Raw genomic sequence first — 22,353 nt, forward strand, 5'->3', positions numbered from 1 at the left:
ACTGAGGCGTTCATGAACAAAATGTTGATTCCTATCCTGTTTGCCATCGGCACCGCGTTGTTTTGGGGCTGTTACGGACCGACCATTGGCAATGCGGCAACGCCGCGCGGCATCGACGGCAAACCGTTGTTGCCGCCCGAAGGCTGGTCCCCGTTCAAACCTTACGTCTTCATCGGCATCGCTTATCTGGTCATCGCGATCATCGGCGGCATCGCGATGATGAAGGTCAAAGGAGACAGCTTCACGTACACGGGGGCACATTTCGCAACGGCCAAGTGGGGGTTTTTGGCGGGCACCCTGGGCGCGCTTGGCGCTTGCTGTTTGACCACGGCGATGATGACCAGTCGCGGCAACGCGTTGTTGGTGATGCCGATTGTTTTCGGGGGCGCGGTGACCGTGACCGCGATTGTTTCGGTGTTGCGTTTGCACGAAAGTGTGAAAATCAGCCCGATGCTGTGGATGGGGATGGCGTTGACGTTCATCGGCGTGGTGATCGTCGCACGTAACACTCCGCACGGGCATGCACCCACCAAGCCGGCCAAAGGTCACGGTGCCGCCGATCACGCGGCGTCCGACGCGGCACCGGCGGGTGATGCCGTCGTGCACAACGAGGGTGCGATCACGGATGAAGCGGCCGGCTGATCGCTGCTGCGGATAATCACGAAGATGAGTGAAGCCGAAACGCTGACCGCTCAGGTGCAAGCGATTGATCGTCAAGTCGCGCACCTGTGGATGGTCCGTACGTTCTTAAAGCACTGCGACGAGGCCGAAGACGACGAAGATCTGCGCGACATCGTTCGCGACATCTATGATTTCATCTTGGCCGTCGGGCCGGTTGACGAAGTCGATGATCCGGCCGCTTACGTGAAGATGGCCAAAAAGAAGTTGCGTCGGCTGCGACGTGCGTGCGATTTGTACGTGGAAATCCAGCCGGAGGTGTCCGGTCACACGAATTTTGTGATGGCTGCTCGATCGCTGCAGATTGCCACCGAAGCGATCGCGGAAATATTGGAACGGTCCGCGTCTTGAAGACGATTCGGCCGCGATGAATGAACCAGCGGGTCAATCACGACAGCGTCTGGAAAGTTCTGCCAGCGTGCCGTTATTGATGATTCGAATCGCGTCATCGGCCGTCATCTCGCCGCGATAAATATTCAAGGCGGCGTTGTCGGCCAGGCTTAGCATGCCTTGTTCTTTGGCCGTCTGGTGAATCGCGGATGCCGGTTCACGGTGCTCGATGCACTGCGTGATCGTGTCCTCCACACGCATGATTTCCGCCAGGCAAAACAGTGATTCATAGCCGTCACCAAAACAGGCGTCACACGACTGGGCCGTCCAAAGTCCCGGCGATTGGTCGCCCAAACGGCCGGCGACTGCGGGGCTGACGGGCAGTGGATCATGAACCTCTCTCTGGCTTCGGCATTCCTTGCACAGTCGCCGGACAAGTCGTTGACAAATGACGCCGACCAGGGCGTTGGCAACGAACTTTGGCGGGACGTCGTAATGCAACAGCGAATCGATCGCTTCTGCGGCACTTTTGGCGTGGATCGTCGCAAGCACCAACTGTCCGCTGGCACCGGCGCGGACCGCGGTGGTTGCCGTCACACTGTCACGGATTTCACCGATCATGATGACGTCGGGGCTGTGACGCAAAACGACGGTCAACAAATCGGCAAAGTCCAAACAGGCTTTCGCGTTGACCTGTGTTTGCATCACACCGTCGATCGCATGTTCAATCGGATCTTCCAGCGTATGAATCTTGCGATGGCCGTCGTTCAAGTGTTTCACCGCAGCATACATCGTGCTGCTCTTGCCGCTGGCGACCGGGCCGGACACCAGGATCAGTCCACCGCGGTGCGATAACAGTTCGCGCAGTTGCTGGACATCGCAATCATCCATGCCCAATTGATTCAGGTCGCGACATCCGCTTTCCGGATCGAACAAGCGTACGGCGACATCGGTTCCGAATAGCGTCGGCATCGTGCTGAGCCGCAAGTCGATTTCACGACCGCATGGCGTTTGCACCACGCCGCGTCCTTCGGTCGGGCGAATCGCATCGCCGGCGTCACAATTTGCCGCGACCCGCAGGAATCCTTGCAGCCGTCGTCCGTAACTGCGCGCAAATCGGCGAACTTGTTCGATGCGGCCCATTCGGCGAACCGACACGATGACGCAAGATTCCGCGTCGCTGATAAACAGGTCGCTGGCGTGTCGTTCGACCGCCCATTCCAAAAGATTTAACGCGAAAGTTTCCGCTGGTGCCAATTCCATTCCGGCGTCAGCGGCTTGAAAATCAATTTCCGCGTCGGTCGCGGATGACGAATCGGTGGATCCCATTTCGGTGTCCCGGCAGGAAGGCTGGATCATTGATCCCTTCATCGAGCACGATCGATCGATGTCGCGCCGGATCGACCGTGTCCCGTGTGTGCCGTGCTGGCCCGTCACCGTGACGACCGCGTCCTGCGGGCGACTTTGGGGGGCAATCCGACAAAACGGGTCGGCGTGATGTCGATCCCATGCAGAAGGAAGATCCTAGCAAATCCGCCACCGGTCGTGGTCACGCGTCATGGATGCGATTGTCGGCCAACCATGCGCGAAATTCGTCTTCGTCGACGACCCGAACGCCCAATTGTTTGGCCTTGTCTAGCTTGCTGCCGGCCTTTTCCCCGGCGACCAGGAAATCCGTGTTCTTGCTGACGCTGCCGCTGGCCCGTCCGCCAAGTTCGGTGATCGCCTTTTTGATTTCGTCACGCTTGAAGTGTTTCAGCGTGCCCGTGACGACCAGGGTCTTGCCCGACAGCCACCGTTGCTCGTCATCATCGGGCACCGGTTCGGGATCGGTCATCTTGACGCCGGCCGCGGCCAAGTCATCCAGCGTTTGGCGGCCGCCATCACTGTGGATGAATTCGTGCAGACTGCCGGCGATCCGGTCACCGATTTCGTGGATGTCGGCCAAATCTTCTTGGGACGCGTCGCGCAGCAGATCCAGCGTGTGGTATTTGCCCGTGATGATCCGCGCGACACTGGGACCGACGTGACGGATCGAAAGCGATGCCAGCACTCGTGCCAAACCACGATCACGGCTGGCGTCGATCCCTTGGATCAAGCTGTCCGCATTCTTCTGTCCCACCTGGACTTCGATCTCTTTTCTGTCGCGTCCTTTCCGCAATCGGATCCAATTCAATTCGGCGACTTGATCGGCGGTCAAACGATAAAGGTCGCCATAGGTTTTGACCAAACCACGGTCCAGCAGAACGTCGACCAGTTCGTCGCCCAAACCATCGATGTCCATACCCGTGCGGCTGCCGAAGTAGATCAACTTTTGGCGTAACTGAGCGGGGCAGGCCGGGTTGGGGCATCGGATGTAGACACCGCCTTCATCCCGAACCAGTTCGGTATCACACTCGGGACATTGCTTTGGAAAGACGTAGGGTTTCAAGTCATCAGTGCGAAGGTGTTTTTCGACACGCACGACCTTGGGGATGATCTTGCCGGCTTTTTCAACCACAACGACGTCGCCTTCGCGGACATCCAGTCGTTCGATCTCGTCGGCGTTGTGCAATGAAGCGCGGGACACGGTGGTTTCGGCAATCTCCACTGGATCCAGATGAGCCACCGGTGTCACGGTTCCCGTCTTGCCGACTTGGACCGTGATCTGGTTCAGTCGTGTGGTGGCTTCGTAGCGTTCAAACTTGTACGCGACCAACCAACGTGGACTCTTACTGCGAATGCCAAGTTTTTCGCGGCTGGCAAAGTCGTCGACCTTAAAAACGATCCCGTCGACTTCGAAAGGCAAGTCAGGCATCTCGTCTTCCAACGCCGCGACCGCTTTCATTGCTTCGGACCAATGGTCGAACACCATCACGTCGGGTGTCGGCGGGATGCCAAAATCCCCGAGTCGTTTTAGGAATTCCATGTGGTTGTCGGCGTCCATGCCCGACACTTCGCCGATGCCGTGTGCAAAGAAACGCAGGTTTCGTTGGGCGGCGATCGCGGGATCCAGCAATCGGATCGTGCCCGCAGTCACGTTGCGTGTGTTCTTGTAAAGCGGCTCGCCGCGTTCGGCTTGACGGACATTCAAATCGGCCAAGTCCGCGTTGGTCATGTAGACTTCGCCGCGAATCTCCAAAACATCCGGTACTGATCCGTTGTCGTGCAGGATCAGGGGCAGGTCGCGAACGGTTCGAATGTTGTGCGTGATGTCATCGCCGACTTCGCCGTTGCCACGGGTCAGCGCCAGCATCATGCGTCCCGCTTCGTATCGCACCGACGCCGCGACGCCATCGATTTTGTATTCCATCACCCACCGGACCGGTTGGCCGTCCAGCGATTTTTCCGTGCGTTCAAAATAGGCTTGCAATTCATCGCGGCTGTACGTGTTGTCGATCGACAGCATCGGCACGCGATGGGCGACCTGGTCCAGGTGTGCGACCGGTTGATCGCCGACCCGCATCGTGGGCGAATCGGGATCACGCAGATCGGGGTGATCCTGTTCCAGTTGCTGTAAACGCTTCAGCAGGCGGTCGTACTGCAGATCGCTGATTTCCGGAGTCGCGTCGACGTAGTACAGTCGATCGTGATGTCGAATCTGCTGGCGCAGCGACTGAACTTCCTCGGCGACCGACTTGTCTGTCATGCCCGTTGTCTTGTTGAAAAGAGAATGGCGGGACGGGGCCGGTGGCAAAACCAAGACGCGTCCGAGCGGGCCCCGCTGGGAACGGCGGAGCGATTCTAGCGGCGCAAAAAAAAACCGACGAGTCGGGCGTTAACCCTTCCCATCGGCAAAATGATTTTGACCGGTCGGCGGCAAAATGGAGCCGCTGGGAGAAACGCGCTCGTCTCAGCGTGCTACTGCACAAGCCTTTGGTGACGAGGGCGAACCCTAAAAATGATCCCTCTGCCGAAAAGACGGCCAAAATCGGTGCGGGTTTCTTCGACCCGCTTTGTCATCTTAGGCCCGAGCAACGAGCCAGCAAGAGCAACTTTCGGTTTCCGGCGACACCGATCGCCATTAAATTCCGCCAATTTGCGGAGGACATTTGCGTGCACCCCAGTACCCGGCGTCAAGCCAATTCGGTGACATCGCGCGCGACAGCAAAGATGACGCCTTCGCTGCGGATCGCTTTGGCGGTCCACTCCAGCACAACGTACCGACCGTCGCGGCGTTGATACCGGTTTCGAAATCGTACGACGGGCTTACCACGATCCAGCACACTCATCTGGGCCCGCGTTTTTTCTCGGTCCTCGGGGTGCACAAAGTCGATGAAGGGACGCGTCTTTAGCTCGTGGTCGTCGTAGCCAAGGAGCCGTGAAAAATTGCCGTTGATCCGCTGAAAAAAGCCTTGAAAATCGGCAATGCAAAACAAGTCCAGCGACAGTTCGAAAAAGCGGTTCATGTCGCTTCGCAGCTGTTCCAAAGCTGTTTCGTGATAATCCGCCACCGCTTGAGCCACCTCCAACGCGTCGGCCGGACGGTCTTCGGGTGACGAAGCCATGCACCGGATGGCCAACCGGCGTAAATTCGGATCACAATCACAGTTCCGCAAGCGATCCTTGAACTGGCCCTGCGAAGCGTCCAGCGCCATCTGGTAGACGATTCGAATATGGTCCGCTTCGTATGGCGGATGCCCCGTCAAGATCTCGCAAAGAATCGCGCCCAAACCGAACACGTCGGTCGCCGGCCCGACCTGACCACCACCGGCTTGTTCGGGCGCCATGTATTCCGGAGTACCACGGACCCGCGAACGGTTTTCAAAATCATTGCTCAGGCAACTCAGTTCCGGCGGATTCGGCTGATCGCTGTGGTAGTGTGCCAATCCCCAGTCCATCACATGGACTTCGCCAAACGGTCCGACCATCACGTTGGACGGCTTCAGATCCAAGTGGATGATTCCTTTGGAATGCGCAAACGCCATCGTTTCGCAAATGTCGGCAAAGACGTTCAGCAACTGGAATCGCGGCATCGTTCTTTGCCGCAGCACATCGCCCAGTGTTTTTCCGTCGACCAGTTTCAACACGTGGTAGGGTCGACCGTCATCGCACCGTCCGCGGTCGTAAATCGGAATGACACCGGGATGCGACAGGTAACTGATGACTTGCGATTCGTTTTGGAAATCTTCCAGGCCGCCGGCTTGATCGTTCCGGTCCTGCCGCAGAACCTTGACGACAACGTCGCGGCACAAGGTCAGGTCGCGGGCACGGTAGATGATGCCCATACCGCCACGATTGATGCGGCCACAGATTTCGTACCGGGGGCTGTCCAGCACCGGTGGCGTTTCGTCACAAATCGTTTCATCTGAATGCGGCAGCGAAAAATCGGTGGTCAGCGATTCTCGCCGCGCTGCACCTGTTCGCCGCTGGCCCCTCGGATCGTCTGAGTGCCCCAGATTTTCGCTCGATGCGTCCATCGGTAACCTCAATTCGCTTTCGCGTTCGTTCAGTCTAACGAACCCGGCAGCCCCATGAGGGGGAATTGCCCGACAAAATCACCGACCTTTCCTTCCACGTCGCTCGCCGGACCGACGCGTTGGTGCAACTGACGACGCTATTCGCGGTATAGAAAATGCCGGAAACCTTCGACCAGCAATTCCTGGTTTGGAACGGCCTGGTACAGCAAGAAACCGAGAATTAGCACCGCGGCGACCACCATCGCAACGCCGCGTGAGCCCGCCACGACGGGCGTTTTAGCGACTTCGCCCCGGATGGCTTTCAAGAATTGGAACCAAAAGCCGACGGTCACATTCGGTTCGAACGCGATCACGCTGACGTGGTCGACGCCCGGATGGGAATCCAGTCGGAATCGAAAGCCGTGGTGCGGAAAGAAGATCTGAAAGCCGCGGGCATCGGTTTGCACGTCCGCGTCCATCGTTCGCGCGGCGCGACAAACCGCTGGAAAAGCCTCGTCAATCAACAAGCCGTGAATGCAAATTCGTGGTCGCGTCGTCAGGGAAACCAGCGCCACACACAATGCATAGAACGCGGCCAGCATGAACCAAACGCGCCATCCGAAAAGGGCACCGGCGGCGGAGGGGAAAAACAATTGGGCGGGACCGATGGCAGCGAAACCGGCCACCGCGATGCCCAGGGATGCCGCTTCGCGCGCCGACGTTGTCACGAACGGGCGTCCCGACAGACGCAAACCGCCGATCAGCAACAGATAACCGGCCAGCGGCATCAATGCCACGCACAACGAAAAGGGATCGGGCAAATTCACGATTGCATCACCGCGTGATCGGGCGGGACGGGAACCGAATGGACCAGTGCCAACACGGTTTGACCAGACACGGGACGCAAAGGATCGCCGACCGTGTTGATCGACAAGCTGTTGTCATCCTTGATGACACACAGCAACACCGTGTCTTCACCGTACCGTTCCATGAAGTCGTCGTAGGTGAATGCATCGGTCAACTTGGTGGATTTGAACGTCGCGCCGGCTTGGTGCATCGCCGCGATCGCCGAGAATGTCATCCCTTCGCCGAACAATTCGCGGCCCAGCAAATTTTTGGTCAACCCACGTCGGCCGTGCGAGTTTTTCAGGCTGAACGTTAACTGATACAAGCGTGATCGGTCGAACAACGTGCGGCATTCACGCAGCGACAACGTGTTGACCTCATCGTTGGGGGTCATGGCCATCATGCGACCGATGCCCGCCAAGTTCAATTCTTCGCGGGCATGCTCATTCAAAATGTTCATGCACACGCCGCTGAGCCCGTCCATCTTGGCTTGCGAGATTTTGTTGTAGTTCGTGTCGACCAGCATCACGTGGACTTGGTTGGCTTGCAATTCACCGGCAAATTCACGCACCCAAGCATCGGCACCGGCAATCAAAACCCCGTGATTGTTTTCATCGGCCAGTTGCAAGAACTTGGCCAGCGGGGAAGCCAACATGCCATAGACGGCGACCGTACCGACGATGACCAGGAAGGTAACGGTGACCAGTTGATCCGCGCTTGCGACGTCGCCTTCGACCGCATTACGTTGCAGTTCCAACGCAAAGATACTGCTGACCGCCGCGGCGACGATCCCACGCGGCGCGAGGCCGGCGATGAAGGTTTGTTCGCGGTAATTCAGTGGGCTTCCAATCAGCGACAGATACACCGACAGCGGACGCACCACCAAAATCAAAACGCCCAAGAACAATAGGCCGGGCCAACCGATTTCGATCACGTTGTTGATGTCGACTCGTGACCCCAACAGCACGAACAGGCATCCGATCAGCAGCGTCCGCAAGTTCTCCTTCAGTTCAACGACGTGTTCGACGTCGACCTGTTTTTGATTGATCAACCAAATGCCCATCACGGTGACCGTGATCAGACCGGATTCATGCGCCAGCTGATCGCTGATGGCATACATCAACAACGCGAACGACAACGCGGCGACGCCGTGCAGCATGTCGGGCAGCCAAAACTTCCGCAGCACCAGCGTCATCAGCCAACCACTTAGCACGCCCAACACCACACCGACCAGCGATGTCCAGGCCAGCATGCCCAGGGCGATTCGCAGCGACGGATCGTCCCCATGCAGAAACGCTTGTTCGAACACCAGCACGGCCAAGACCGCGCCGATCGGGTCGATCACGATGCCTTCCCACTTCAGCGCCGATGCGACGCGACGGGACGGACGGACGTGACGCAGCAAAGGCCCGATCACCGTCGGACCGGTGACCACCAGAATCGCCCCCAACAACAGGCTCATTCGCCAGGGGAAGTCCAGGATCTGGTGGGCCGCGATCGTCACCCCCGCCATGGTGACGGCCGCACCGATTGTCACCAATCGCAATGCCGCACTGCCGGATTCACGCAGTTCTTCCAGTCGCAGCGACAGTCCGCCTTCGAACATGATGATGCCCACCGACAGCGAAACCAGCGGGAAAAGCAGCTTGGGGCCGGCCGTGGCGTCACCGCCGGTCAGTTCGGCCAGAAAATCATCGGGATTGATGAATTGGCCCAGGCCGACGCCGAACAGCAGCAACAACAGAATGCTGGGCAGATTCGTCCGGTGCGCCAGCCACTGTGCGGCGCTGCCGAGTGAAGGTACCAGAGCGAGATAAAAAAGGAGATCCATGGGCCGCCGGGTCGACGCGTTGACAAACGAGTGAACAAGGTCATCGGTCCGGGCCACACGGGGGCCCAGTAGCGACGGACGTCGCCGGAAGTGGAATTGTTGTTGCTATCGCCCCGCAACGCTAGGCAGCACCAGATGATTCCCGGGGCGGAAGAACCCGATGGCGTTGATTCGGCCCCACGGTGTGGATCCCACAGTTTCGCCACAGCCGTTGCAATTGAACATCCGAGGGGCACCCGGTTGGCCGGGAAGTGAACAAAATGAGGCGTCCGTTTGGTTTCCGACCCATGTTTGCTTGGGCAACGCGTGGTGCCCATATCTTGTTCAACGATCGGCCGGTTTTGACGGTCGATCGCATTGTTGCAAATTTGAAGGGCTTGCCCCGATGCACAGCCGCCCAATGGATAACGGCCCGATGGGAAACCGACTGTCTGCCTTGGATGTCGACGCACCGCACGTCTTTGACGACTTGGATACCGACACACTGGTCGTCGACCCAGACCAAATGCTGCAGCGGATCGACGATGCGATGGATCTGATCGCCCAAGCCAACTGCATCGCCCAAGACACCGAAGCGGTGGATCAGTATGACGTGACCGTCCTGGTTCCCGTCTACAACGAACGCGATTCGTTGCCCGAGGTCTTGGATCGATTGGACCAAGTCATGCCGCCGGCGACCGAAATTGTCGTCATCGACGATGCCAGCACCGACGGGACCACCGATTGGCTGAAGGAATTGCCCCAGCGTCGCAATCGCAGGGTCCTGTTTCGACGTCGCAACCACGGAAAGGGATCCGCCGTTCGGCTGGGCATTCGACACAGTCGCGGTAAAGTCGTGGCGATCCAAGACGCCGATCTGGAATACGATCCCGCCGACTTGTTGCGAGTCATCTGGCCGGTCTTGGAAGGCAAAGCCGATGCGGTGTATGGATCGCGATATTTGGATTCGCGGAACAAGGATCACTTCCTGCATCGCTTGGGCAACGGAACACTGACGGCGATCAGCAACCGTCTGACCGGTCTGAAACTGACCGACATGGAAACCTGTCACAAAGCCTTTCGCGGGGAGTTTCTGCGGTCCATCGCGCTGAAGGAATGCCGGTTCGGTTTCGAGCCGGAGATCACCGCGAAAGTTGCTGCCCTGGGCGGTCAAGTGATCGAAGTGCCGACCACTTACACGGCGCGTGGTTATGACGAAGGGAAAAAGATCGGTTGGCGTGACGCGGTCAGCGCGCTGCGTTGCATGTGGCGCTATCGTCGCGGGTGATTAGGTCCGCGGTCGAGCCGCCGGTTCAGCCAGATCGCTTCGGTGGATACATCATCGTTTCCAATCCTTTGCGGGTCTGTTCAAAGACGCAGCGGGGCGTAAAGCTGGGCCATAGACGCCGGAACACATCGGTCGGTTTCGAATCGTTCACGATGGTGCGTTCGGCGTCAAACCTATCCCCACCCCACTTCCCCCGCATCCCGACGCAGTGGTCCCGCGGGCTCCGGCAAGATCCGGCGGCCGCGACCCCACGCCGGAACATGGTTGGCAATTCCGATGGCTCGCGTTCTGTATTTTGATTGTCTCAGTGGCATCAGTGGCGACATGACCTTGGGCGCGTTGATCGACTTGGGTGTCGACGTCAACGAAATCCAAGACGCCGTACGTTCAATGGGCCTGCCCGACATTTCGATCACCGCTGATGAAGTCAAAAAGAAGGGCTTTCGAGCGGTCCATGTGAATATCGAACATCCGCCGGAACACGCTCACCGGCACCTGCACCACATCGAAGAAATGATCGATGCGGGCGACAAAATCAATGACGATGCAAAGGCCTTGGCCAAGAAGATCTTCCACGTCGTTGCCGAGGCGGAGGCCAAGGTGCACGGAACGACCCTGCAGAAGGTCCATTTTCACGAAGTCGGCGCAATTGACTCGATCGCCGATATCGTGGGCACCGCGGTTGCGATGACACAGTTGGGCGTCGATGCCGTGATGGCATCAGCGGTACCCACCGGGACGGGCGAAGTTACGATCGCTCACGGACGCGTTTCGATACCGGCACCAGCGACCGCCGAAATTTTGTGTGATGTCCCGATCGCCGGATCGTCGATCCGCGCCGAACTGACCACGCCGACGGGGGCCGCCATTTTGAAAGCGACGTCGCGTGGGTTTGGTCCATTGCCGTCAATGGCGATTCAAAAGGTCGGCTATGGTGCCGGAACGATGGACTTGGATGCTCAAGCAAACGTGTTGCGTGTCTATCAAGGCCAGATACAGGACGACGCGATGCTGGCGGCGGCTGGAACGCAGTTTGATCAAGTCGCGGTGATGGAAACCAACGTGGACGACTGTTCGGCCGAACAAGTTGCTGATGCTTGTCGGCGATTGCTGGACGCCGGCGCGCTGGACGTTTTCCAGATTCCTTGCACCATGAAAAAGGGACGCGCGGCGGTCATCTTGAACGTCATCGCACCGCCCAGCCGCGTCGGCGTGTTGGAGTCCATTCTGTTTCGGCACACCACATCGATCGGCATTCGCAAGCAGACGATGAACCGCAGCAAGCTGGTTCGACGCGCCGAAAACGTTGACACCGCGTGGGGCCCGGTTCGCGGCAAAGTGGTTCAATTGCCCGATGGTCAAGAACGCTTCACCGTGGAACACGACGATGCCGCGGAAATCGCGGATGCCAGTGGGCGCGATCTGGCCGAAATCCGGCGTGCCGCTGAACAGGCCTGGGCCGAGAAGTCTTCGGACGATCAAGCCAAGTAAGACCGCGACGGCGGTTCGGGCTGGTTATTCGGTCGACAACGCGATCGTTCCGGCGTCCCAAGAATCCGCATCGGGGACGTCCCAGTGGACGGACGTGCTTTCAGGATCCGCATAGCGACCGTTCAGCTTGTCGCCTTCTTGGGATCGCGTGACAGCATTGAACGTGCTCCAAACGAACGTCACGTCGTAAATTCCCGGGGTCGCGCCATCGCCGGCGGTCCGCGTGCTGATTGCGAAGCGACCCTCGGCGTCCGTGATGGCTTGAGCCAGCGGTGGATCGGGCTGAGGCGGATGCAGCTGGATCACCACGCCTTGGGCCGGATCGCCATCGACGGTGACTTGTCCTGTGATCGGTACCAAGTCACCCGGTTGCCGGGTAGGACCACAGCCGGCGCAGAACAAAGGCATCGCGACCAAAAGAGTGAACGTGAACACATGGGCCGCCCCTGGAAACCAATGGGCCGAATGCGTTGATCGGTTTTGTTCTTGGTCGGCTTTCATCAACTGGCCATCAGTTTCCATCGATCGCAAAAACCTCTCCACCGCGACGCGTGATTTGGGCCGCGAAGACCTCGGGGTCGACGTTTGCATCGATCAGTCCGACCGATCCATCGGCTTTGGCAAAGTGGCATCCACCGGGATGAAAGCTGTAAAAACCGAAGCCGCGAGCGTTGGTGCAATTGATTGCGCAAGGTCCGCCCTGTGGGGGCCAGCTCAATCCGCCCTGCAACGATCCTTGCAACCAATGTTCTCCGTTCAAAAGGTCGCCCCAACCGCCGCCTTCCAAGCCGATCAAATTTTCGGTCGCCACCGGATCGACTCGGCGTCCGCTGTAGACGACGTTCCCACCGGTTCGTTCGCCAAACATGATGGTTTGCGACAACCCATCGATCACGTCTGCGAATCGGCCGTCATGTTCACCACCGAATGCTTCGCTGACCACTTGCAAGACACCTTCGCGGTTGCCTTTTAGTTCGGGGCCATAAGCAAAGTTTGCATAGGTGCCGCGCACGCCGGTCGTGGGTGTGTAATCCGACGGTGCCAAGTCGGTCGCCGTGAAAGGCAATCCAGCAGGCGTCGAATTGAAGGTGTAACGACGCGAATCCGGGTTGCCTGGCGACGATGGACAGAGGAACGATTGCATCGTCGTCTGCAACAACGTCACGTTTTCGGGACTCAGTTGGTCGACCGACAGAAATCGTCGATCCAGTTGGTCGGACAAACCTTCTTGTTCCATTTGCGGCAGGATGGCCATCATCCAATTGCCACCGTTGAATGGTCGGTCCGGCGGCGTTTCCAACCACCAAGCACGCGGCAGGTACTTGAAAGCGGAGTGATAGTTGTGGATCGCCAACGCAATTTGTCGTGTGCGATTTCCACAATCCATGCGGCGGGCGGCTTCGCGTGAAGCCTGCACCGCGGGCAGAAGCAGCGATACCAACACCCCAATGATTGCGATCACGACCAACAGTTCGACCAACGTAAAGCCGCCACGGCGATCTTCACCGTCACCTTTCCTGCACATGCTTCAATTGCCCTTTGCATCCGGATTTTTGCGGTCAACCCGACGATGGACTGCGGTTTACCACCAGTCCTGTGGGTCGGTCCGCAGGATACACCGAAGCGGGGCCTTCAAAACCTGTTCAGGTGAGAATTTGTCGCACTTCCGGCCGGAAGGTCCACAAATTCCCGTTGTTCGGACGCTAGCGGGAGACGCCAAATGAACGTCAAGCACCCCGTGTGCAGGTGGCGCGGCGTTTGTGACGGGATAGAGACGACGCAGAACCAGTAGCCACTAAAAAACGATCCGCGTGAGGCTCGCCACTCAAGATGAAACATTCGATGGCGTTAGCGAGCCGGTCACACGGATCTAGAAAAGTCTGCGTTACGAACGTTCTGTCCTGATTCGGTCCGATGACCACATGGGCGACATCACGTTCAAGTGCACTGTGTCATGTGCGTCGTCTGTTGTGGGACTGTGCCGGGAACCGCGAAGGTCGTGGTGACCCTCGGTCGTCATCAGCGACAGTAACAACGAACGGGCACGTAGCAGCAGCGGCACGGATCCCAGTAATAGCTGCGATAGGTGTAACAGCAGCAGCAACATGGGTCACAACAACAGCAACATGGGTCACAGCACACGGTCGTGGTTGCTTCGGTTTCGCAGCACACCGTTTCGCACGTCACCACGGGGACACAGCACACTTCCACACAGCAGACATCACGATCGCAGTTAAACATGCGTGACAAAAATCCGCCTGCATTCGCCTGGGAACCACCCAGGTAACAGGACGCCGCCATCACGGCGGCAAGCAACATGATCCGACGCATCGTTATCCTCGCTTTCCAAACTCAATGAACCAAAACCTTCGCGGCACAGAAGGGAACACCGCGTCATTGAAGTGGGTGCGGATGCATCAGCCGGACCAGCCTGATCAGAAATGCCTTGGTCAATTCGACGCAGCCCGTCAATGGTCGTTCAAAGGCCGTGTTTGCCAAGACAACGGTCACGATCACGTCGAAATCGCTATCGATTGCTTAACGTAAGATCAATCAATCCGGCGCGATTTGTGCGATACGGATCATTTGTTCTGTGACGATTCGATCGCAGTGTTCCGATACGTCGTTGCAAACGTTGTGCAACGACGCGACGCTTATCGCACGTCATCAGATCACCAAGGATACCGATTCGGATACAGCCGACGATGGAACGCTCGGCTTATGCCAACGCGGGTTGATCGGTGTACAACTCCAAGATTTGGCTTTGCACCTTCACCGCTCGCAACAGTGTCCAAAGTTGGTCAGGAGAAAACTGTATCGGTCCGTCGTCGCACATCGATGCCAATTCATCCGCAACGGCGGCGTGTTGATCGGATGCGGCGTCGAGTCGAAAGCTGGCGTTACGCCATGCTTTGTCCAAGCCCTCGTCCGTTTCCAGCTGGCCTAGGTCGGGACAGGTGGTCAGGATCAAAACGCACAAACGCGCGATGTCGCACGCCGACAGTTCTGGGCGTAGTTGTTGCAGTCGGTATGCGAGCTGGTCACAAGTCATGGTGTCGGTGTCGGACAGATCACGAAACAGGTGACACGCAAGTGGTCACTCGTGATTCGGAAGTCTGTCAATCGAATGGCTTGGTGATTGGGCGGAACGGGATTCACCGACTTGGCGAATCGTGATGGTCGATCGGATTGGACCGACGGCCAACATTGCTGCCCCGCGTTCTGCCCCTCGGTAGAAACCTAGGTTGCGTTTTGAGTCCGGGCAAACCGGGCACGCACAAACCGATGTTCACCGACAAATGGATGTCAAGCGACGACCCGATCGAAGAAGGTCTCTCACGGAGGCACGAAGGCACCGAGGGGAGAGTAGTTGAGTGGGGAATCCCCGGGTCTTTGCGTGTTGGTGCCGCTGTGCGATTTCCGTCGCAGTAAGAAAATCACGTCGGGAGCCCACGGCATCTACTCGATGCGGTCGGGATCTTCGACAGCCTCCAGAGTGGACAGATAGGCGACCAGGTCGCGTAGTTCACGCATCGTCATCGACTGTGTTAGGTCGGCGGGCATCGACGATTTGCCTTTCTTACGAAACTCGATATCGTCGGGATGCAGCACCGTCCGCCGTCCGTCGGCCCCCAGGATGACCAAGCTGTCATCGGTTTCCGAAACGACGATGCCCGTGTGCACGTGGCCATCGATATCGGCGACCACCGTGGTTTCAAACCCTTTGGCAATTTGCGCATCGGGCAGACAGATGGCTTCCAATAAGTAGCGTCGGTCTTTGGTCCGTCCGATGTCGGTCAATTCGGGGCCGACTTCGCCACCGGTGCGATCGACCTTGTGGCATCGGACGCACGACAATTCTGTCTTTTCAAAAAACAATCGGCGGCCCAATTTCGCATCGCCGCCATCGCGGGCTGACCACCAGCGAGCCAACGGTTCGTCGGATTGCAGTGATTCGATGTGCTGGTCGATCATCGCCATCTGTTCCGGCGGCAAACGCTTTCGTGCTGCTTCCAAGACGTTCAGCTCCACCACGGCATCCAGTTGACCGGCCAAGTACCGATCGACGGCGTCACGGATCGCTTCGGCGGCGGTCGGATCGTTCAAACTGGCCAGTGCATCCCAAGCCTGTTGTCGAACTTTCATACTGGACGACTTGGTGGCTTCGATGAATCGTGGCACCGATTTCTTGGCCGCGTGCCGCGAAAGGACCTCCAACGCGGCTTCGTTGATGCGCCCGGCCGGTTCGTCGGGGATTCCCGTCGCGATCCGCACCGCTTGTTGTGAATCCAAACGAGCCAGCGCCAACAATGCCGACGCACGCTGGTCGTCGCTGCGACCGGTGTCTTGGATGCGTCGTGCAAGCTCCGGTGCAATCTGCTGAATGCCCAACTGTGATGCCGACTTGATCGCTTGATCACGAATCTCGGGATGCGATTTCAGCATGCGATCGACGTGGGGACGCAGCGCGTCTGCGGCGATCTTTGGCAATCGCGGGCTGATCGGACGATAGTCGTTCAGCACGCGGTCCCGGGGATCGGGCCGTCCCCAAGACGCCAGCATCTGCAGAGCTTCGATTCGCATGTCCGTCGCGGCCGTTTCGTCCGACGCGTATTGAGCCAGACTTTCGGCTTGTTCAGCGCCACCGATGCGATAGTTCGCCGCCAATACACGACGAACCAATGCGGGGTCGGTCATGGGATGAACAATTCGCTCGGCCAACGACAGCAATGCGACCGGGATGGGGGCGTCATAGATCGCACGCGCCGCTTCGGTCACCACCAAAGGATTGGCGTCGTCCAGAAAGTCCGCGACACGTTCGCTACGCATGCGACGAAGTGCGACCACGGCGGCGCGACGTACAGCGACGCTGGGATGCTTGGCCAGGCTGGTGACTTTGTTGGGATCGACGGCGTTGGCCAAGAACATGACGCCGGCGTGCCGCAACGCGGGGTCTTTGTTGGCGTTCTTTTCCAGCATCACGACAACGCCCGCAAAACCACCTGGAATCTTCATCTGGCTTAGCGCCATCGCTGCAAAGTACCGCACGCGGGGTGACGGGTCGGCCAGCAAATCGATCAGTCGGCTGGACGATTCACGGTCACGCGTTTCGCCGGCAAACTTGACCGCGGCGGCGCGTAGAACGCCGTCTTTGTCTTGCAACCATTGCCGGGTGGCTTTCCAGACTTGTTGGCGAAGGGCATCGTCATCGGGGCTGTGCCGCAGGATTTCTTCCAGCCCCCACGATGCGTGGATACGTGCGATGCGCTCGGCGGATTGGTCGCCGACGACGCCAATCAAATGGTCCACTGATTTGCGATCGGCCAGTTCCCACTGGGCTTCCAAACGAACACGCCGGTCGACATGGGCCAGGTCGGCGACCAGCTTATCGGCGTCGCGTTGGGTCCAGTCGGTGGCCAGAAGTTCCGCGACCTGCCGTGTCAGATCCTGGTCTTGTTGATCGGACGTGATGCGATAGATCCGGCCTTTGCCCAAGCCTTCCCAACCGTCGACCCAATCGCTGACATAGATCGAACCGTCGGGGCTGAATTCGATGTCGGTCGCCAGGACTTGCCAAATCGGTTGGTCGTCGGCATCCAACCGATACGTTGCACCGTTGCTGGCTAGTTCAAAGGAACGCACGCCGCTGTTGGCCGGCCCACCACGAAAGTCACAGATCAGAAACTTGTTCTTCAGGGCGTCGCCGAAACCGGTGCCGGGATAGAACGCCAGGCCGCTGGGGCCATCGGTAAAGTTCGTGACGGGCGGATTCAGGTACGCCGGTTGTTCGTTGTGATAGGGATGCCAAATCTTTTCACGATTGAACGGTCCGCGATCGGGCAGGTACTGGTAATACATCCGCCATCCGCTGTCACCGCCCTGCAGCAGATGAACGATCCGAGCTTTGTCGCCGCTGTCGCTGTTGTTGTCGACGGTGAACCAGTCGCCCAGGTCGTTGAACGCCAATTCTTGAGGGTTCCGCAGGCCGTTGCAGAAAACTTCCAGGTTGCTGCCGTCTTCTTCACAGCGAAACACGGCACCGACGGCCGGGTTGGACAAGACTTTGCCTTCGGCGGTCGTGATGTGATAGCCGCGATCACCGATGCTGAAGTACAGCCGACCATCGGGGCCTTTGACGATGCCGTGCAAATCGTGTCCGCGAAATGCGACGCGGACGCCATAGCCGTCGGACAGCGCTTTCTTGCTTTCGAACTGGCCGTCGCCATCGGCATCGTCAAAACGCCACAGCCGTGGAATGCAGGTGTAGTACAGCGTATCACCGCGGACCAAGATTCCCGCACCGGTGCCTTCTTCGATCCCATTGAATCCGTTGGCGATGACTTCGCTGATATCAGCCCGACCGTCGCCGTTGTTGTCGGTCAGCCGGCGGATGCGGTCGTCGTGCTGGGCATAGGTGATCGCCGCGTCGCCCAACAATCGGTGGTGATAGTCGATTCGATCTTGGACGGTCTTGGCAGCCAAATCCGCCAGCAACCAGGGTTCGTCGTGGGCCCGGTTGTCGGTCACGCCACGACTTTGGCGATAGCTTTCGCACACGTAAACTTGGCCATGCGGGTCGATGGCCATCGCGACGATGTTGGCGACCTTAGGTTCGGCGGCGAACAGATCGATCGACCATCCATCGGGAATGCGAATCGATGCAACCGCTTGTTCCGCTTCTTCCGACGCGGCTGCCACGTCGGGCTGCAGCGGCTGACCACGCAAAGGATCGGCGGCGCGAAGTCCGCTGGATGCTGAAAAGAGGCCCAAAACGAAGGCCATGAAGAACAGGCGTGGTGGCGTCGATCGAATCGTCGTGGATGCGGGATCCTGCGCTGGCGAGGTCATAGGCGTTTGGCGGCGAGTGTTGGGCGGACGGTTAATGCTAAGATAACCGGCGTCGGTGTTTTCCGGCATCACGAAAATTCGTCGGAAGGTCTGGCGGACCGGTTTTTGGGGTGACAACGTGAGATGGGCGTGATGACGAATCACCCGCAGGATGCTGAAGCCGCGGCCGCGAACGAGGAATCGTCCCCGCGTCGTGGTTCGCCGTTCGCCGAACAGCAACCGGTGGTGTTTGCTAAGACACGGGGCAATACAGACGCCAATACACGGGGTGGAGATTCATCCCCGCCGTTGGACGTTGGTGTGTTGCCGGCGACGGCGCTGGGAGCGGTTGCCGCGTCGATCGCCGTGATCCCGTTTGCTGCGGCGTGTTATTGGCTGTTCCCGGGCGGCGGAATGCTGGTTGCCCCGCTGGGGGCTTTGCTGGCGGCGATGGGCACCGTTTCGCCACGCACCAAAACGTCCATCGTGATGCTGTTGCTGCATCTGGGGCTGTTCGCCGCGTGTTTCCAACAAACCGTCATGGCGGCCGGAATCTAATCGGCCAGGACGGAAAAAAAGGGCCTATGGTCCGTCGGCGTTCCGACCGAATCGCGGCGTGTCGCTAGAAGTCCAAGTCGACTTCGCCGCGGGTCAAAGCCTGTAAGAACGTCGGCAGACTTGGCAACATGTCTGGGGCGGATTCGATTTCCGGTCGCGTCATCCAGAAGACTTCGGCGACTTCGTCGGGATTAGGAATCGGCTGGATCGCGTGGTCCAGTTCCGCCAACCACCAAGCCAGATTGGTGCCCCAGGGCGTCACGCTGCGCCAACACAGACATTGGGGCACGACATCGATCGCCAATTCTTCTTGCATTTCGCGAACCAGCGCCTGCGATTCCGTTTCGCCTTCTTCGATGCCACCGCCCGGCAGACACAGTTTGCCCGGGGCCGTGACGGTCAAAGCACGGCGGATGATCAACAAGCGGTCTTCACGAAAAATAACGCCGACGACGCCGCGTTTGCGTCGTGTTTGAGGTCGGCCAAGGCTGCTGCGAACGTCGACGGGATTCATAACTAGGCTTTTACAACAACCGGGCGGTACGGACAATCGCGATTGAGACGATCCGCACGGGGTCGTCGGTTCTGTCTTCAAGATTCTACTTGGTCACGAAATTTTACTTGGTCGCGAACGATTGACTGATCCCGCTAGCAAGAACGCCCCCTCGACTTTGGCACTGCCGCTGGACTGCCCCCGCGCCGCCGAAGCGATTCGCATCATCCGAACGCTGGACGAACACGGTTTCGTCGCCTATTTGGCCGGCGGCTGTGTCCGCGATCTGCTGCTGGGCATTCGTCCCAAAGACTATGACGTGGCCACCGACGCAACCCCGCCGATGGTCCGCAAGGTGTTCGGCCGAAATCGCACGCTGGCCTTCGGCGCGTCGTTCGGCGTGATCGGTGTGTTGCCCGGGCATCGCAAGGATGAATCCGATCCGCCGTCGACTGGCGCGGTACCGCGCGAACCGACGGAAGTCGCGACGTTCCGCAGCGACGGCAGTTACAGCGACGGCCGACGTCCCGACAGCGTGCATTACGGCAACGCCCCCGCGGATGCGGCGCGTCGTGATTTCACGATCAACGGATTGTTTTACGATCCCAAGACCCGTCAAGTGATCGATTACGTCGATGGCCAGGCGGACCTGCGGCGTCGCCGGTTGCGAACGATCGGGGACCCGGAACAACGATTCGCCGAAGACCGTTTGCGGATGTTACGGGCGGTCCGGTTTGCCACCACGCTGGGGTTTGACGTCGACGCATCGACGATGGACGCGGTCCGCCTGCACGCCGGCGAAGTCGGCGATGTTTCGGCCGAACGGATCGGCGCGGAGATGCGAAAAACGCTGGCCAGCGATCGCGCGGCGATGGGGCTGGACTTGTTGATCGATAGTGGTTTGGCGACCAAAGTTTGGCCGGAATTGCCGGCGGCCCGATCCGATCGGTGGCGGCAGCGATTGGCGTCGATCGAACGCGGGCCGGACGATCTTCCGTCGGCTTTGTCGCCGTTTGTGGTCGCCTTGGCGGTCACGGTAACGACGTTCGATGATCCCGACGCGGTGCTGCAGCGTTTAAAAGACCGCTGGCGTTTGTCGACCGAAGAAATTCGCGCCACCACGACGGCCTTGAAAGACCATTCGATGTTGGCCAAATCGGCCGATGCGGCATGGTCGGATCTGCAACCGTGCTTGGTGGACCGAGACATCGGCACGACGCTGGCCGTCGCCGCCGCCGTGGTTCGCAGCGACCGAACGGACCGATCGGGCATCCGGCGGTGCGAAGACGCGTTGCGTTTGCCGACGGCTGAACTGGATCCGCCGCCGCTGGTGACCGGAAAAGACCTGAAGAAACGAGGATGGACACCGGGGCCGCATTTTAAACACTGGTTGACCAAGATTCGCCGCGACCAATTGGACGGCCGGATGAAAAGCCGCGACGACGCGGAAGCATGGTTGGAAACCCAGCACCGCGAGCAAGGCGACTTGGACGCCGACGGTCGGGCTTCAAAGGAAGGCTGACGCGACGGTGTCGGCAAACAGCAACCCACGTGGGGTCAATTGCACACGATCGCCGTTTCGCCGAATCAGCCCGTCGTCGATCAGCCGTCGCAAAGTGGCCCCGAATTTTTCATCTAAATCCAAGCCGCTTCGACGGCCGACCGATGCCAGGCCGACGCCGTCGATCATTCGAACGCCGAAAGCCATCAATTCACGGGCATACTGGTCAGCGTCCAGAGGTTCCGATTCGGCGATGGGGCTGTGCCCCGATTCGATCCGCTTTAAATAAGTGGTCGTGCTGCGATGATTAACGGTGCGCCGGCCATTCAGGAAAGCCGCCGCGCCGGGGCCCGCCGCCAGCCAAGCCTGGCCTTGCCAATATGCGATGTTGTGCCGGCAACGGTTCGCCGGCGGTGCGAAATTGCTGACTTCGTACTGTGGCATGCCCGCGGCTGCGGTCGCATCACGCAAATCTTGGTACATCTGCCATTCGTCATCCTCGCCCGCCGGACGAAGTTCCCCTTTGCGATGGCGAGCGAAAAACGGTGTGCCCTTTTCGATGGTCAACGCATAAGCCGACAAGTGGCGGATCGGCAATTTCAACGCTTGGTCCAAATCACGCTGCCAAATCGCCACGCTTTCGTCGGGCGCGGCAAAGATCAAGTCAATCGAGACGTTGCCGATGACGGCCGCCGCCGTTTCGATCGCGGCGATTGCTTCGGCCGCTGTATGTCCACGTTCCAGACGCCGGATCTTGTCGGCATCAAACGACTGAACGCCCAAGCTGATTCGGTTCACGCCGTGGTCAGACAACTGCCGGGCCTTGGTGGCGTCGATGTCTTCCGGATTGGCTTCAAAGCTGATCTCGGCATCATCGGCAAAGCGAACGTGGCGGCGAATCGAATGGCAAAACCAATCCAGTTGCGAAGCGTTCAAATGCGTCGGCGTGCCACCACCCACAAACAGTGTGTTCAACGTCGGTTGGTCCCACGTTTGCATTTCACGATCGATCGCCGTCAAGAATCGATCGATCAAGTCATCGCGACCGGCCACCACGCTGAAGTTGCAATAACCACACCGGTGTCGGCAAAACGGCACATGGATGTAAGCCGCCCGAGGTGGCGCGGTCCGGTCCGGCCAGTCGACCGACAT

General features: G+C 58.9%; 18 protein-coding genes. 6 read left to right on the plus strand and 12 right to left on the minus strand.

What is annotated here, in order from left to right; all coding sequences use genetic code 11:
• Window positions 1–12 precede the first annotated feature (12 nt).
• Window positions 13–642: a DMT family transporter gene (locus HFP54_RS15820; RefSeq protein ID WP_168565859.1), complete on the plus strand. Its 630-nt coding sequence runs from the start codon at window positions 13–15 to the stop codon at window positions 640–642.
• A gap of 24 nt (window positions 643–666) precedes the next feature.
• Entirely contained in the window at window positions 667–1,029 is a 363-nt protein-coding gene (locus HFP54_RS15825; RefSeq protein WP_168565860.1) for an amidohydrolase, read from the plus strand.
• Between the two features lie 33 nt (window positions 1,030–1,062).
• Here HFP54_RS15825 and HFP54_RS15830 read toward each other — a convergent pair whose 3' ends face one another.
• From HFP54_RS15830 to HFP54_RS15850, 5 genes are all read right to left on the minus strand, one after another.
• On the minus strand, window positions 1,063–2,367 hold the full coding sequence (locus HFP54_RS15830) for a GspE/PulE family protein (RefSeq protein WP_197136898.1): 1,305 nt from the start codon (window positions 2,365–2,367) through the stop codon (window positions 1,063–1,065).
• 190 nt (window positions 2,368–2,557) lie between these two features.
• Window positions 2,558–4,636: an NAD-dependent DNA ligase LigA gene (gene ligA / locus HFP54_RS15835; protein WP_168565861.1), complete on the minus strand. Its 2,079-nt coding sequence runs from the start codon at window positions 4,634–4,636 to the stop codon at window positions 2,558–2,560.
• A 427-nt stretch (window positions 4,637–5,063) separates the two neighbouring features.
• Window positions 5,064–6,407 carry a protein kinase domain-containing protein gene (locus tag HFP54_RS15840; RefSeq protein WP_168565862.1) on the minus strand — a complete coding sequence of 448 codons (1,344 nt, stop codon included), beginning with the start codon at window positions 6,405–6,407 and terminating at the stop codon, window positions 5,064–5,066.
• A 137-nt stretch (window positions 6,408–6,544) separates the two neighbouring features.
• Window positions 6,545–7,213 (minus strand): hypothetical protein, encoded by a 669-nt coding sequence (locus tag HFP54_RS15845; RefSeq protein ID WP_146413319.1) that lies wholly within the window; start codon window positions 7,211–7,213, stop codon window positions 6,545–6,547.
• Entirely contained in the window at window positions 7,210–9,063 is a 1,854-nt protein-coding gene (locus HFP54_RS15850; protein ID WP_168565863.1) for a cation:proton antiporter, read from the minus strand. Before HFP54_RS15850 ends, HFP54_RS15845 begins: the two co-directional genes overlap by 4 nt.
• Before the next feature lie 415 nt (window positions 9,064–9,478).
• On the opposite strand from HFP54_RS15850, the gene HFP54_RS15855 reads away from it, so the two are divergent.
• Complete coding sequence (locus HFP54_RS15855; RefSeq protein ID WP_206036239.1) at window positions 9,479–10,330, plus strand: glycosyltransferase family 2 protein; 852 nt, start codon at window positions 9,479–9,481, stop codon at window positions 10,328–10,330.
• Window positions 10,331–10,606: 276 nt separating this feature from the next.
• The gene (gene larC, locus HFP54_RS15860) at window positions 10,607–11,821 is read left to right on the plus strand and encodes a nickel pincer cofactor biosynthesis protein LarC (protein ID WP_168565864.1); all 1,215 of its coding nucleotides are present in this window, start codon (window positions 10,607–10,609) and stop codon (window positions 11,819–11,821) included.
• 24 nt (window positions 11,822–11,845) lie between these two features.
• On the opposite strand, the gene HFP54_RS15865 is transcribed toward larC, so the two are convergent.
• The 5 genes from HFP54_RS15865 to HFP54_RS15885 all read right to left on the minus strand — a co-directional run bounded on the left by HFP54_RS15865 (window position 11,846) and on the right by HFP54_RS15885 (window position 18,739).
• Entirely contained in the window at window positions 11,846–12,322 is a 477-nt protein-coding gene (locus HFP54_RS15865; protein ID WP_235951875.1) for a peptidase associated/transthyretin-like domain-containing protein, read from the minus strand.
• A 10-nt stretch (window positions 12,323–12,332) separates the two neighbouring features.
• Window positions 12,333–13,346, minus strand: a complete 1,014-nt coding sequence (locus HFP54_RS15870; protein ID WP_146413322.1) for a DUF1559 domain-containing protein — start codon at window positions 13,344–13,346, stop codon at window positions 12,333–12,335.
• A 494-nt stretch (window positions 13,347–13,840) separates the two neighbouring features.
• Window positions 13,841–14,152 carry a hypothetical protein gene (locus HFP54_RS15875; RefSeq protein WP_168565865.1) on the minus strand — a complete coding sequence of 104 codons (312 nt, stop codon included), beginning with the start codon at window positions 14,150–14,152 and terminating at the stop codon, window positions 13,841–13,843.
• A gap of 388 nt (window positions 14,153–14,540) precedes the next feature.
• Window positions 14,541–14,873, minus strand: a complete 333-nt coding sequence (locus tag HFP54_RS15880; RefSeq protein ID WP_146413324.1) for a hypothetical protein — start codon at window positions 14,871–14,873, stop codon at window positions 14,541–14,543.
• Window positions 14,874–15,280: 407 nt separating this feature from the next.
• Entirely contained in the window at window positions 15,281–18,739 is a 3,459-nt protein-coding gene (locus HFP54_RS15885; RefSeq protein ID WP_235951877.1) for a PVC-type heme-binding CxxCH protein, read from the minus strand.
• Window positions 18,740–18,802: 63 nt separating this feature from the next.
• Between HFP54_RS15885 and HFP54_RS15890 the strand changes: the two genes are divergently transcribed.
• Window positions 18,803–19,207, plus strand: coding sequence for a hypothetical protein (locus HFP54_RS15890; RefSeq protein ID WP_168565866.1), 405 nt, complete (start codon window positions 18,803–18,805; stop codon window positions 19,205–19,207).
• Between the two features lie 64 nt (window positions 19,208–19,271).
• On the opposite strand, the gene HFP54_RS15895 is transcribed toward HFP54_RS15890, so the two are convergent.
• Complete coding sequence (locus HFP54_RS15895) at window positions 19,272–19,721, minus strand: NUDIX hydrolase (protein ID WP_146413326.1); 450 nt, start codon at window positions 19,719–19,721, stop codon at window positions 19,272–19,274.
• A 121-nt stretch (window positions 19,722–19,842) separates the two neighbouring features.
• On the opposite strand from HFP54_RS15895, the gene HFP54_RS15900 reads away from it, so the two are divergent.
• Window positions 19,843–21,222, plus strand: a complete 1,380-nt coding sequence (locus HFP54_RS15900; RefSeq protein ID WP_235951879.1) for a CCA tRNA nucleotidyltransferase — start codon at window positions 19,843–19,845, stop codon at window positions 21,220–21,222.
• On the opposite strand, the gene hemW is transcribed toward HFP54_RS15900, so the two are convergent.
• Window positions 21,208–22,353 (minus strand): radical SAM family heme chaperone HemW, encoded by a 1,146-nt coding sequence (hemW, locus tag HFP54_RS15905; RefSeq protein ID WP_168565867.1) that lies wholly within the window; start codon window positions 22,351–22,353, stop codon window positions 21,208–21,210. The two genes, HFP54_RS15900 and hemW, sit on opposite strands and share 15 nt — an antisense overlap.

Origin of the sequence: Crateriforma spongiae, assembly GCF_012290005.1 — a bacterium.
Lineage (GTDB): Bacteria > Planctomycetota > Planctomycetia > Pirellulales > Pirellulaceae > Crateriforma > Crateriforma spongiae.